A 13261-nucleotide genomic window follows, 5' to 3' on the forward strand; every position below is an offset into this window, starting at 1 on the left:
GCCCACAGACTTCAATGTTCTTTCCGGCGATTCGCCGGCAAAACAAAGATGGAATCGCAGATGCGGATTTTGATGAGCGCCCTTCTCGCCACATGTTTCCTCGCTACCGGCGGGCAAATGTCGTTTGCGCAGTCGAACGCTCGCAACAAGCCGGCGGCCGAAAAGCCCAGCGCTAAGAAACCCGAGACGAAGAAGCCCGAGACCAAACAGGAAGCCCGCAACGCCAGGGGCAAGCCGGCGGCGGAGACCGCCGCCAAGCCGGGCAAGCCGGCCCTGGTCGCCTCGTTTGGGGATTGGGGCGCTTATGTCGCCTCGGCCGGCAAGGCGAAGACCTGTTACGCGCTGGCCGAACCGAAGGAGCGCCAGCCGTCGGGGCTCAAGCGCGACAAGGCCTATATCTTTGTCTCGACCCGCACGGGCGAGGGCGTCAGCAACGAATTGTCGGTCATCATGGGCTTCGACGTGAAGGGCGACAGCACGCCGCGCGCCGAAATCGGCCCAACCGGCTTCGACATGGTGGCGCAGAAGGATAAGCTCTGGGTGCGCAACGCGGCCGAGGAAGGCCATATGCTCGATGCGATGCGCAAGGGCCAACGGCTTTCGATCAAGGCCCAATCCTTGCGCGGCAGCACCACGACGGACAATTATTCGTTGTCGGGTCTGGGCCAGGCGCTCGATCGCGTCCGCAAGGAATGCCAATAGGCATCTGCCTGAAAATCCGTCGTTAATCGCCTTTGCCGGCTGAGCCGTCGCCCCGTTGCGGGCGGCGAATCATATGCTGCTTCTGGGCCGAATGTCGCGCGACCAAAGTGGCACGCACGAGCGCTTGTCGGTGAGGGGTGACTGCGCCTAAATGCGGCCCATCAGGGCGGCTTTGGCCGTCACATGTCGTTTCGTTCGGGAGGCCTGCATGTCCGACAAGATTTACCCCGTCGCTCCGGAATGGGCCAAAAAGGCCTATGTCGATGGCGCCGGCTATAAGGAAATGTATGCCCGCTCGATCAAGGATCCGGACGGTTTCTGGGCGGAGCACGGCAAAAGAATCGATTGGATCAAGCCCTTCACCAAGGTGAAGAACACGACCTTCGGGCCGCCCGATGTCTCGATCAAATGGTTCGAAGACGGCCAGCTGAATGTGTCAGCCAATTGCGTCGACCGCCATCTGCCCAAGCGCGCCCAGCAGACCGCGATCATCTGGGAAGGCGACGATCCGTCGAAGTCCAAGAACATCACCTATCAAGAGCTTTACGAGAACGTCTGCCGCTTCGCCAATGTGCTGAAGGCGCAAGGCGTCAAGAAGGGTGATTGCGTCACCATCTATCTGCCGATGATCCCCGAGGCGGCCTATGCCATGCTCGCCTGCACGCGCATCGGCGCGGTGCATTCGGTGGTCTTTGGCGGTTTCTCGCCGGATTCACTTGCCGGCCGTCTCGAGGATGCGAAATCCACGGTGCTGATCACCGCCGATGAAGGCGTGCGCGCCGGCCGGCCGATCCCGCTGAAAGCCAATTCCGACGCGGCGGTGAAGAAGGCCCCGGTCAAGAGCGTGATCGTCGTCCAGCACACTGGCGGCAAAGTCGATATGCAGGCCGGCCGCGACGTCTGGTATCACGAGGCGGCGGCGAAAGTGCCGGCCGAATGTGCGCCCGAGGCGATGAATGCGGAAGATCCGCTATTCATTCTTTATACGTCAGGCTCGACCGGCAAGCCGAAGGGCGTGTTGCACACCACGGGTGGCTATCTCGTCTATACGTCGATGACGCATCAATATGTCTTCGACTATCACGATGGCGATATCTACTGGTGCACCGCCGACGTCGGTTGGGTGACGGGGCACAGCTACATCATCTATGGACCGCTCGCCAATGGCGCGACGACACTGATGTTCGAAGGCGTGCCGAATTATCCCGACGAGTCGCGCTGCTGGCAGGTGATCGACAAGCACAAGGTCAACATCTTCTACACCGCGCCGACGGCGATCCGCGCTCTGATGCAAAAGGGCGATGGGCCGGTGAAGAAGACCAGCCGCGCGTCGTTACGTCTGCTGGGTTCGGTCGGCGAACCGATTAATCCGGAAGCCTGGGAATGGTATCACCGCGTCGTCGGCGATGATCGTTGCCCGATCGTCGATACCTGGTGGCAGACCGAGACCGGCGGCATTCTGATCACGCCGCTGCCGGGCGCGACGCAGCTGAAGCCGGGCTCTGCGACCAATCCGTTCTTCGGCGTGCAGCCGCAGATCGTCGATGGCGAAGGCAAGGTGTTGGACGGGGCCACCGAGGGCAATCTGTGCATCACCGATTCCTGGCCGGGGCAGATGCGCACGGTGTTCGGCGATCACGAGCGTTTCGTGCAGACCTATTTCTCGACCTATCCGGGCAAGTATTTCACCGGTGATGGCTGCCGGCGCGATGCCGACGGCTATTACTGGATCACCGGCCGGGTCGATGACGTGATCAATGTCTCGGGCCATCGCATGGGCACGGCGGAAGTGGAAAGCGCGCTCGTTGCTCATGACAAGGTGTCGGAAGCAGCCGTCGTCGGCTATCCGCACGACATCAAAGGCCAGGGCATCTATGCCTATGTGACCTTGATGGCGGGCGAGAATGCGTCGGAAGATCTGCGCAAGGAATTGGTGATGTGGGTGCGTAAGGAGATCGGGCCGATCGCTTCGCCCGATGTCATCCAGTTCGCGCCCGGCCTGCCGAAGACGCGTTCGGGCAAGATCATGCGCCGCATCCTGCGCAAGATCGCCGAGAATGAAATCGGCGCGCTGGGCGATACATCGACGCTCGCCGATCCGTCGGTGGTCGACGATCTCGTCGCCAACCGGGCGAAGTAAGTTCGCTTAACCTCGAATACAAAAAAGGCCGCGCCAAAAGCGCGGCCTTTCGTATGAGATGTTGATTACGCGGCGAGCTTCGGCCCGGCTTTCGCAACTTGCGCGGTGCCGATGGCAATGCGGCGCGGCTTGGCCGATTCCGGAATCTCGCGGACGAGATCGACGTGGAGCAGGCCGTTCGCAAGGGACGCGGCTTGGACATGAACGTGATCGGCGAGCTGGAAGCGTCGCTCGAAGCTGCGGGCGGCGATGCCGCGATACAGGACTTCGTTACGGTCGGCTTCGTTCTCGTTAGAGGCTTCGCGCGATACTTCACGCCCACCACGGATCGTCAGCGTGTTTTCCTTGGTCTCGATCGACAGATCGGCTTCGCTGAAGCCAGCGACGGCGACCGTGATCCGGAAGGCGTTTTCGCCGGTCCGTTCGATATTATAGGGGGGATAGGTCGCCACATTCTCCGCGCCGTTCACCTGATCGAGCAGGGAGAACAAACGGTCGAAACCGACGGTGGAGCGGTAGAGCGGCGAAAAATCAAAGTGACGCATGTGCATATCCTCGCTTGAGCGACATGAATAACGACAACAGATGCCCAGCCTCCTCGGCCAGCCTTTGGGCTAAACCCTTGGCAGAGCGGAGCACTGGTCGTTGCGTGTCCCGAATGGGCCCACGCAGACAAGAGGTGGGGTTACAAACTAGGCTTTGCAAGGCCGAAACGGGAAAATCCCCGTGGCCGAAGGGCGGCAAAGGCTTTGGCTATGCAGTTGCGAGGAGCGGTATTACGATGCCGCTCAGGTTTCAGCCGCGAGAAGAGCCATGACCAGTATCTACGATTTTTCCGCACGCACGCTCGCGGGCGCCGATGTTTCGATCGCGGACTATCGGGACAAAGTCCTGTTGATTGTGAACACCGCGAGCAAGTGTGGGTTCACCCCGCAATATGAAGGGCTGGAAACGCTTTATCGCGATCTGCGCGAGCGTGGGCTTGTCGTGCTTGGCTTCCCTTGCAACCAGTTTGGCGCGCAGGAGCCGGGCGACGCCGACGAGATCGCCAGCTTTTGCAAGCTTACCTACGATGTCGATTTCCCGATGTTCGCCAAGATCGATGTGAACGGCCCGACGGCCAGTCCGCTTTTCGAATGGCTGAAGAACGAGGCTCCGGGGCTGCTCGGCAGCAAGGCGATCAAATGGAATTTCACCAAGTTCCTGGTCAACCGCGAAGGTCAGGTCGTCGGCCGTTTCGCGCCGACCACCAAGCCCGACGGCATGCGCGCGGATATTGAAGCGCTGCTTTGAACATTGACGCTTCTCATTGACGCTTCTCTTGGCGTGCGGTAGCGGCGGAATGGGCGAGGATCGAACAGGAGTTCAGCGATGGCCGATGATGTAGCGCAGGCGAAAGGCCCGCTGGTCTGGCTCGATATGGATCAGAAGGCGCTGGATGATGCCTATGATCAAACGGTCTGGGCGGCGAACCAGAGCCTCGTGCAGCGTCGGCGCGAGGCGGCCGCCAACGCCGCTTATGCCCGCCTGGCGCCGCGCCGCATGTCTTATGGCGAAACGCAGATCGAAGGGTTCGACTTCTATTCCTGCGGCCGCAAGGGCGCGCCGATCCTCTGTTTCATCCACGGCGGCGCCTGGCGATCGGGTACGTCGCGTGACTTTGCGCAGCTCGCCGAGCCTTATCTCGCCATCGGCGCCCATGTCGCCATTCTCGATTTCGTCAGCATCGATGCTGTGCATGGTGAATTGCCGGTGATGGTGGATCAGGTGCGCCGCGCTGTCGCCCATATCTATCGCCATGCGGCGGACTTTGGCGGTGATCAGGCGAAGATTTTCGTCGCCGGCCATTCGTCTGGCGGTCATCTCACTGGCTGTGTCGTTACCACTGATTGGGAGGCATACGGCTTGCCGAGGCGGATCCTGGCCGGGGCGGTGCTGATGTCGGGCATGTACGATCTGGAGCCCGTGCGCCGTTCCAAGCGCTCGCTTTATGTCCGGTTCACCGACGAGAACGTGCAGGCGTTGAGCGCCATCCGCCATCTCGACAAGATCAATTGCCCGCTGATCCTGGCCTATGGCAGCGAGGAATCGCCGGAATTCCAGCGCCAGACCTGTGCCTTCCACGACGCGGTGCAAGCCGCCGGCAAGCCGGTCGAGCTGCTGGTGCTCGAGGGCACCAATCACTTCGAAATGGTCGAATCCCTGGCCAATCCTTACGGCTTCATCGGCCGGGCGGCGCTAGCCCAGGTAAGAACGGCGGCGCATTGACTAGCTTATTGGAACCGTCACATTTTGTGTGACTTGGTGTATGACTGGGCTGTGCACGGCTTGATTATGAACGGTTTTGCAGTGCACGGCTTGAATATGGTCCCGCGCCGATTGGTTCGTTGATGGAATTCATTCAAACGCCTGATAATCCGTGTCCGCCCGGTGGGGTGGTCGCCGCCGTGCCGGCGGTCGATGGCAAAGTTTTGCGCGTGGCGCGCTGGCACCCGGCCGGCAAGCCCGTCGGCACCGTGCTGGTGTGTACTGGCCGGGCCGAGTTTATCGAGAAATATTTCGAGGTTGTCGGCGAACTGCTGGCGCGCCAGCTGGTCGTGGTCGTGTTCGATTGGCGCGGCCAGGGCCTGTCGGGGCGCGATCTCGACAATTCACGCAAGGGTCATATCGATGACTTCTCGCTTTACGGCCGCGATCTCGATGCCCTGCAGGAGCAGGTGCTGGTGCCTTTCTGTCCGGAACCGTGGTTTGCCTTGGGCCATTCCATGGGCGGCGCCATTTTGATCGAACAAGCGCGGGCTGGCCGCTCGCCGTTCGAGCGCATGGTCGTCACCGCGCCGATGATCGATCTGCACGGCCTGCGGATGCCGCGCTTCACCCGGGCGTTGGCGAGCGTGCTCGATTTCGCTGGCTTCGGCGGCACGTTCATTCCCGGCGGCGGCAGCACCACTATTTTAACGCGGCCGTTCGAAGGCAATGCGCTGACCTCTGATCCCAGGCGTTATGCGCGTAGCGCCAATATCGTTGCTGCCGCCGGCCACATCGCCATCGGTGATCCGACGATCGGCTGGGTCGATGCGGCCTTTGAAATGATGCGCCGTTTCGCTGATCCGGAATATCCGCGTCGTACCTTGACCCCGACGCTCGTCATCTGCGCCGGTTCCGACAAGGTGGTGTCCGTGGCGGCGGTGGAGCGCTTCGGCAACCGGCTGAAGGCCGGGCATGTGGTCACCATTCCTCATTCGCGCCATGAAATTCTCATGGAGACCGATGCGATCCGGCAGCAGTTCTGGGCGGCCTTTGATGCGTTCATCCCTGGCACGCGCGACGAACTGGTTGCTCTGGTGTCGGCGCAGGGCGCCATCGAGAACGCGCGCGGTCCTGTCACCGCGCCGCAATTTTAGAGCAGACGCTGAGCTTTAAGCGTTCAGCCGCTTCAGCGCTTCGGCGTGCACGCGCTTGTCGCCGGCGGCGACAACGGCGCCGCCCTTGGTCGCCGGGCTGCCATCCCAAGTGGTGATGACACCGCCGGCGCCTTCGATGATCGGGATCAGCGCGACGATGTCATAGGGCTTGAGGCCGCTCTCGATAACGAGATCGATCTGGCCAGCGGCGAGCATGCAATAGGAATAGCAATCGCCGCCGTATCGCGACAGGCGCACGTCCTTTTCGACGCGGCGGAAGGCTTCGTCCGTGCCGGGCGCCAGCAGAGCTGGGTGGGTGGTCATCAACGTTGCGGTGGCGAGGCTTTCGCACGGGCGGGTCCGCAGCTTGCGCTCCACGGCCTGGCCATTGATGCCCAGACCGCGCCACAGCGCGCTCGAACCATCGCCGGAAAAGCGTTCGCGGGTGAAGGGCTGATGCATCAACCCGTAACAGGCATGACCCTTGACGGTGAGGCCGATCAGCGTGCCCCAGACAGGCATGCCGGAAATGAAGCTCTTGGTGCCGTCGATCGGATCGAGCACCCAGCAATATTCCGCATCGGCGCTTTGGATGCCGAATTCTTCGCCGATGATGCCATGATCGGGAAAGTTCTGCGTGATCACCCGGCGCATGACCGCTTCGGCGGCGCGGTCGGCTTCGGTCACGGGATCGAAGACGCCGCCGCTTGATTTGTCGGTGGCGTGAATGGTTGTGCGGAAGAAGGGCAAGATGGTCTCGCCGGACAGACGTGCGAGCTCATCGACGAATGCCGCCAGATCGACGGGTTTCATGCCTTCTCCATGGTGCGGCGCTTCATAGCGTTTCATAGTTTGGCGGGACCGCCAAACGCCATGAAGGCGCGTCAAAAACAAAGACCCAGAGCAAATCGCGTTTCGATCAAAACGAGATTTGCTTTGGGAGGGGAGGTTTTTGCACGTCGCCTGAGGGAAGGAAATACCCCTGCGATAGGCAAAACGGTATGGTGGACGCGGGTGGGGTATAAATCACATGACGCAGTCGACATCCGAGGGAACAAACGGGCCAAACGAGGTCCGTTCGGGCGCTATTCTACTGGTTTGCGTGCTGATCGGCGGCTATGTGATCAGCCAGTTTTTCCGCAATTCGATCACGGTCATCGCGCCCGATCTGGCCCGTGAGTTGGCGTTGGAAGCAACGACGCTGAGCCTGCTCGCCTCGGTCTATTACCTGTCCTTTGCTTTGGTGCAGATCCCGCTTGGCATGGCGATTGATCGTTACGGCGCGCGCATCGCGATGATCGTCACTTTGCTGGTACTGATCGTCGGCACGTTCTGGTTTGTCTTCGCGCGTGGGTATGGCGATCTGGTTGCGGCGCGGCTTGTCATCGGCATTGGCTGTTCCAGCCTGTTGATGGCACCGCTGGCGATCTATGCCGAGCGGTTCCCGCCACGGCAGTTCGCCACCATGGCTGGCATTCACATTGGCGCCGGCAATATCGGGACGCTGATGGCGACGGCGCCGCTGGCGCATGGCGCGGCGACCATCGGCTGGCGCGGTTCCTTCTTCATCGCCGGCCTGTTCGCCTGTCTGATGACGGTGCTGATCTATTGTTTTGTCACTGAAAGTTCCACGGCGCGGCAGCAGCGCCGGGCGCGCGCCGAATCCTTGCCGCAGCTCCTTGCTGGCATCGGTGCTGTGATGCGCATTCCCCATTTCTGGATGATCTTCTGTGTGGCGGCGATGACCTATCCGTCCTTCGCCGCCATCCTGGCGCTGTGGGCGGGCCCCTGGATGGCGCATGTCTATGACATGCCGCTCGAGACGCGTGGCGGCTACCTGTTGGCCCTGGTAGCGGCGCAGATCGTCGGTCTGTTCGCCTGGGGCGGGACGGATCGATTGTTTCGCAGCTATTCCATCCCGGTGGCGCTTGGCCTGGTGCTGGGTGCCGTGATGCTGGCGATTCCGGCCCTTTTTGCGCTGCCGCGTGGCTGGCTCCTGGCCTATTTGGTGTTGTGCGGGCTGGCCTTCGGCTTCTCGCCGGTGCTGACCGCCCATGGTCGATCGCTTTTTCCACAGGCGCTGATCGGCAGGGGCTTGGCGCTCATCAATATCGGCTCGATTGGCGGGGTTTTCATCCAGCAGATGGTGACCGGCCTGGTCATGGCTCAGTTCGAGACCCGATTGGTTGACGGCGCGCAGGTCTATCCGGAGGTCGCATACCGCACTGCATTCGGCGTTTTGGCCGCCGAAGTGGCGTTTGCTCTCCTGCTTTATTGGCGGGTTAAGGATACTCATCCCGACAGAATTGCCTGATATTGCTGGCTTTATATGACTATATGCGGCAGGGTGTCGCGGATGATCCGGGCTGTGCGTTTACACTTGATATTTTGCAGTGCACACGGCATATTATTGCAGTGCGGCAACGATGTTGTCGCCATGCCCTCCTTGGGCGTTTCCTCCCTAGACTTGGGGCCGCCGTGGCAACACTGCGGCCTCCTTTCGTTTTGGGCCCCATTCAGCGCCGCATATCGCAACATGAAATATGTTGCATAAACAGCACATGGCCCGCCTTGTTTAGGCTATGGCGAGGCTTCCTCTTGCTTTTTTGGTGAGAAAGTCCATATGTGAACGTGCAGCGCTTGTCGCTGCAATGCCCTCCTTGGGCGTTTCCTCCCTAGACTTGGGGCCGCCGTGGCGACACAGCGGCCTCCTTTCTTTTCTAGGGGTCTCTGTCTCTTCAATGATGTTTGCTTGGCCGGGATCCGGGCCCGAAGCCGCTTTGATTATGAAGCCGCTCTGATTATTCGGCGGCGGCCGCGCCACTAGCGCCGGCGGCGAGGAAAGCGGCGAAACGCTCCATCACTTTGGCAATGTCGCGTGACAGTGCGTCGAAATTGTCCGCACGTGCGATGCGCGCCTCATCCATGTAGAGGCCGCGATTGAATTCCACCTGCAAGGCATGGCGTGCCATGGACGGCGCGCCGTAATGCTCGGTGATATAGCCGCCGGCATAGGGCTTGTTGCGCAAGACCCGATAGCCGAGCAGCCGTAATTCGTAGTCGATACAGTCAATGAAGCCCGGATCGCAGCTTGTGCCATAGCGGTCGCCAAGCACGACGTCGGCCTTGCCGCCGTTTTCCGACGGCAGATTGGTGGACGGCATGGAGTGGCAATCGATCAGCACGGCCATGCCGAAACGCTTGCGTGTGCGCTCCATCAGACCCTTCAGGGCGGCGTGATACGGCCGATGCAGGGCCTCGATCCGGGCGATGGCCTCGGCCACCGGCAGGCGGCCGGAATAGATTTCCTGCGCTTCGCCAACGATGCGGGCAATGGTGCCAAGGCCGCCGGCGACACGGATCGAGCGGGTGTTGGCGTGGGAGGGCAGGCGCCCTTCGAACATGCGCGGATCCAGCTCGAATGGCTCGCGATTGACGTCGAGATAGGCGCGCGGGAACCGGGCGCGCAGCATGGGTGCGCCAATGCTCAAGGCTGGGACGAACAATTCATCGACAAAGGCGTCTTCGGACCGGCGCAGGCTTAAGGGATCGAGCCGGGTGGCCTTGAGAAAATCGGCCGGGTAGATATTGCCGGAATGGGGCGAGGAGAAAACCACTGGACAGGCTTCGACCTCGGGTTCGATGATATCGAACGGCGGGTCCAGTTCGGGCAGGCGCGGGCAAGGGGTGCCCTCGCTGGCGCCCTTCAATCCGTAACCATTGTCCCGATCGCTCATCGCCCGTTCTGATGTCCTGGCCATCTGTGGCTGTCACATATCGCCAATGTGCCAAGGCGTTAAAGCCGTGTCCATCGGTTCATGTGGATTTAATGCTGATAAGTTCCGCAAATTCGCCATGTTTCAGGTAGCGTTCACTGGCAATTAACCGAACCGACTTCTTATGGGAACAGGTTCCTGACGAGGCTCTGATGAACGAGATTCCTGCTGCCGCCACACGGATTTTGCTGGCGGAAGATGACAACGACATGCGCCGGTTTCTGGTGAAAGCGCTCCAGAACGCCGGTTTTAACGTGTCCTCCTATGACAATGGGCTGTCGGCCTATAACCGACTGCGCGAAGAGCCATTCGAACTGCTTTTGACCGATATCGTCATGCCGGAGATGGACGGTATCGAGCTGGCCCGCCGGGCGACTGAGCTCGATCCCGATATCAAGGTGATGTTCATCACCGGTTTTGCCGCCGTGGCGCTGAATCCCGACAATAATGCCCCTAAGGACGCCAAGGTCCTGTCCAAGCCGTTCCACCTCAAGGATCTCGTCAACGAGGTGCAGCGCCTGCTGGCGGCGTGAGGCATTCCGCGGAATACGCTCTGGCGGCCGTTGTCGCACCCGATGACGTGGCTGCCCGTGCTGGTCAGGCGATTCTGATCGAAGGTGGCAATGCACTTGAAGCTGCGGTGGCCACCGCGGCTGTCGCTGCCGTGACCTCTCCCCATCTGAATGCCCTGGGTGGTGACGCCGCCTGGCTGGTGCGCCCGGCGAGTGGGCGCATGCGCGCCATCGAGGCCGTGGGACTGACCGGCGCGAAAGCGTCGATCCATGCCTATCGCGATCTTGGACAAGAGACGATCCCGCGTTTCGGTCCGTTGGCGGCAGCTACTGTGCCCGGTCTTGTCGGCGCCTGGTCGTTTGCTCTCGAGATGGCGCAGGCGCTTGGCGGCAAGTTGCCGCTTGATCTGCTGCTGTCGACTGCGATCACTACCGCGCGGACCGGTGCGCTGGTGAGCCCTGGCGAAGTTGAAGCACGGCTCGATCCGGCTCTGATTGAACAGCCAGGATTTGCGTCGGCCTATCTGAGCGATGGCAAGCCGATGCCGGCTGGAGCGCTGCGCAAGGCCGAGGCTTTGGCCGCGACCCTGGAACAATTGTCTCGGGCTGGTCTGAAGGATTTCTATCGCGGCGATGTGGCGCGCGAACTGGCCGCCGATATGGAGCAGCTCGGCGTGCCGGTGACGCGCGCGGATTTGCGCTCCTTTCAGCCGCGTTGGCGTGAGCCATTGCAGGTGGCGACGCGGGCCGGGTCCGTGTTCACGCTGCCGCCGCCATCGTCAGGGATCGCGGCGCTTGTCGCCTTTGGCATCGCCGAGCGGCTGGGCATCGATCGTCTCGACAATTTCGCATTTTTCCATGGCCTGATCGAGAGCGCGAAACGCGGTTTAGCCGCGCGCGACAAAGCTTTTGTGGATTTCGACGGTGTCGAGGTCGATCACGATGCGATGCTGGCGCCAGACAGTCTGCAAGCGCAAGCCGAAGCCGTGTCGATGACGCGTGCTGCAGCGTTCCATCCCAATGTGTCGCTGCCATCACGGGCGGCAGTGATCGCGGTCACAGATATGAACGGGTTGACTGTCGTGCTGGCACAGTCTTGCGGCACGGCTTTCGGATCGGGCTGTGTGATGCCGCGCACCGGTGTGCTGCTGGCCAATGGCGCAGGTGCCTTCTCGATGACAGAGCGCGCGCCTTTCGCACTGGCGCCTGGCCTGCGGCCGCGCACGACCTTGGCGCCGATGATCGCTACCTTTAAAGGTGGGTGTGTCGCCGCGTTTGGTGCTGCGGGGAGCGAGGCGCAGCCGCAAGCGGGTGCGCAGATCCTCGCGCGTCTTGCCGCCGGTCTCTCAGCCGTGGAGGCTTGCGAAGCGCCGATCTGCACGGTGTTTCGTAAAACCGCCGAGGAGCCGGCCTTCGTGCATGTGGATGAGCGTTTCGATGGCTCTATCGCGCGGCGTCTACGCAGCGCCGGTCACGAGGTGATGGAAGTGCCGGATATCGGCGTTTCCAGTCTCACAGCTGTGCTGCGCGTCGGCAACAAGATCGAAGTCGCAGCGGACGGCGCAAGCGCTGGGATTTAAGCGGCGCCGAGGGTGGCACCAAAGAACATGGCGACGCCCATCAAGAGCACTAAGCAGGCAGCGCCGAATTCAAACAAGCGCATCAGGGTGATCGAGCGCGACGAGTCCGGATTGGCGTAGCGCAGGGCCAGATTCTTGGCGAGCACGGCGATGGCGGCCAGCGCGCCGGTGGTCAATGCGGTGCCAATCGACATGGCGAAAGCGGCGGCGATACCAGCAGTGAAGATGCCCTGCGCCAGCGCGAAGACGAGCACCAGAATAGCACCGGAGCAGGGCCGCGACCCGGCCGCGACCACGGTGAGCAGCGCTGTGCCCCAGGAGAAATTGTCGCCAAGGGTTTTGGGATCGGGCGCATGAAAATGGCCGCAGTGTTCGTCGTGCACATGCTCGGGATGGCCGTGGGGCGCTGGATGAAGTGCGATGTCGTGCGCATGATTGTGCGTATGCGCCGTGTGATCGTGATGATCATGTCCATGGTCGTGATGATGCGTATGGTGGTCATGCGCGTGATCGTGGTGAGCCGCCTCTGCCGGCGTCGCCTCGCGTTTCGCGCCTAGAACCGCGAGCAGGGCCGCGCCTTTGCGCCACACCAGCCAGAGGCCAAGCACGGCGATGCCGGCATAGCTCGCCAGTTCGACGAAATTGGCGGTTTGGCGCATCTGCTGCGAGGTGGCGTTGAGGATAAGAGCCAGGACGCCGACGATGGCGATGGCGACGAGGCCCTGAAGCACGGCAGCAAAGAAAGAGATGGCGATGCCCCGGCGCAGCGCGCGCTCGTTCGCCAGCATATAGGAAGCGACCACCGCCTTGCCGTGGCCAGGCCCGGCGGCGTGAAACACGCCATAAGCGAAACTAATGCCGAGCAGGGTCCATAGCGCCGAGCCATCCGTCTTGATGGCGCGCACGGTGCCCGACAACATGCGCTCAAACGCAATCTGTTGCGCCATGATCCAGCCCATGATGCCCGTCGCGCGACCGCCACCTTCGGAAATGCCGACATTGAACGGATTGCGCGCCGGCGTTTGGGCGAAGAGATCGTGCGCGCTGGCGATCGAGATCAAGCCGACGACGGCGACGATCGCACCGGCCAGCAGCAGGACATTGCGCAGAGCGGTGGAGAGAGGTGAACGGAGCAAGAGCGGCGCTT

12 protein-coding genes are annotated in these 13261 nt (G+C 61.6%); 8 read left to right on the forward strand and 4 right to left on the reverse strand.

What is annotated here, in order from left to right; all coding sequences use genetic code 11:
* Positions 1 to 60: 60 nt before the first annotated feature.
* Together BLW50_RS26735 and acs are read left to right on the forward strand one after the other, a co-directional pair.
* Positions 61 to 702 carry an invasion associated locus B family protein gene (locus tag BLW50_RS26735; RefSeq protein ID WP_139267759.1) on the forward strand — a complete coding sequence of 214 codons (642 nt, stop codon included), beginning with the start codon at positions 61 to 63 and terminating at the stop codon, positions 700 to 702.
* 208 nt (positions 703 to 910) lie between these two features.
* Positions 911 to 2842: an acetate--CoA ligase gene (gene acs / locus BLW50_RS26740; RefSeq protein ID WP_090708027.1), complete on the forward strand. Its 1932-nt coding sequence runs from the start codon at positions 911 to 913 to the stop codon at positions 2840 to 2842.
* 65 nt (positions 2843 to 2907) lie between these two features.
* On the opposite strand, the gene BLW50_RS26745 is transcribed toward acs, so the two are convergent.
* Positions 2908 to 3387, reverse strand: a complete 480-nt coding sequence (locus tag BLW50_RS26745) for an Hsp20 family protein (protein ID WP_090709776.1) — start codon at positions 3385 to 3387, stop codon at positions 2908 to 2910.
* Between the two features lie 268 nt (positions 3388 to 3655).
* On the opposite strand from BLW50_RS26745, the gene BLW50_RS26750 reads away from it, so the two are divergent.
* From BLW50_RS26750 to BLW50_RS26760, 3 genes are all read left to right on the forward strand, one after another.
* Positions 3656 to 4135 (forward strand): glutathione peroxidase, encoded by a 480-nt coding sequence (locus tag BLW50_RS26750; protein ID WP_090708030.1) that lies wholly within the window; start codon positions 3656 to 3658, stop codon positions 4133 to 4135.
* Between the two features lie 78 nt (positions 4136 to 4213).
* Positions 4214 to 5110 (forward strand): alpha/beta hydrolase, encoded by an 897-nt coding sequence (locus tag BLW50_RS26755; protein WP_090708033.1) that lies wholly within the window; start codon positions 4214 to 4216, stop codon positions 5108 to 5110.
* 122 nt (positions 5111 to 5232) lie between these two features.
* Positions 5233 to 6246, forward strand: coding sequence for an alpha/beta fold hydrolase (locus BLW50_RS26760; RefSeq protein WP_090708036.1), 1014 nt, complete (start codon positions 5233 to 5235; stop codon positions 6244 to 6246).
* A 15-nt stretch (positions 6247 to 6261) separates the two neighbouring features.
* On the opposite strand, the gene hisN is transcribed toward BLW50_RS26760, so the two are convergent.
* Positions 6262 to 7059, reverse strand: coding sequence for a histidinol-phosphatase (hisN, locus tag BLW50_RS26765; RefSeq protein ID WP_090709778.1), 798 nt, complete (start codon positions 7057 to 7059; stop codon positions 6262 to 6264).
* 217 nt (positions 7060 to 7276) lie between these two features.
* Between hisN and BLW50_RS26770 the strand changes: the two genes are divergently transcribed.
* Positions 7277 to 8560 carry an MFS transporter gene (locus BLW50_RS26770; protein WP_090708038.1) on the forward strand — a complete coding sequence of 428 codons (1284 nt, stop codon included), beginning with the start codon at positions 7277 to 7279 and terminating at the stop codon, positions 8558 to 8560.
* Between the two features lie 487 nt (positions 8561 to 9047).
* On the opposite strand, the gene BLW50_RS26775 is transcribed toward BLW50_RS26770, so the two are convergent.
* On the reverse strand, positions 9048 to 10007 hold the full coding sequence (locus BLW50_RS26775; protein WP_244544411.1) for an N-formylglutamate amidohydrolase: 960 nt from the start codon (positions 10005 to 10007) through the stop codon (positions 9048 to 9050).
* A gap of 167 nt (positions 10008 to 10174) precedes the next feature.
* Between BLW50_RS26775 and BLW50_RS26780 the strand changes: the two genes are divergently transcribed.
* Positions 10175 to 10555, forward strand: coding sequence for a cell cycle two-component system response regulator CpdR (locus tag BLW50_RS26780; RefSeq protein ID WP_090708044.1), 381 nt, complete (start codon positions 10175 to 10177; stop codon positions 10553 to 10555).
* Entirely contained in the window at positions 10552 to 12114 is a 1563-nt protein-coding gene (locus BLW50_RS26785) for a gamma-glutamyltransferase (protein ID WP_090708046.1), read from the forward strand. Before BLW50_RS26780 ends, BLW50_RS26785 begins: the two co-directional genes overlap by 4 nt.
* Here BLW50_RS26785 and BLW50_RS26790 read toward each other — a convergent pair.
* Positions 12111 to 13250 carry a nickel/cobalt transporter gene (locus BLW50_RS26790; protein WP_244544412.1) on the reverse strand — a complete coding sequence of 380 codons (1140 nt, stop codon included), beginning with the start codon at positions 13248 to 13250 and terminating at the stop codon, positions 12111 to 12113. The genes BLW50_RS26785 and BLW50_RS26790 overlap by 4 nt on opposite strands.
* Positions 13251 to 13261: the final 11 nt, after the last annotated feature.

The sequence above is a fragment of the Beijerinckia sp. 28-YEA-48 genome, from assembly GCF_900104955.1.
Taxonomy (GTDB): Bacteria; Pseudomonadota; Alphaproteobacteria; order Rhizobiales; family Beijerinckiaceae; genus Terripilifer.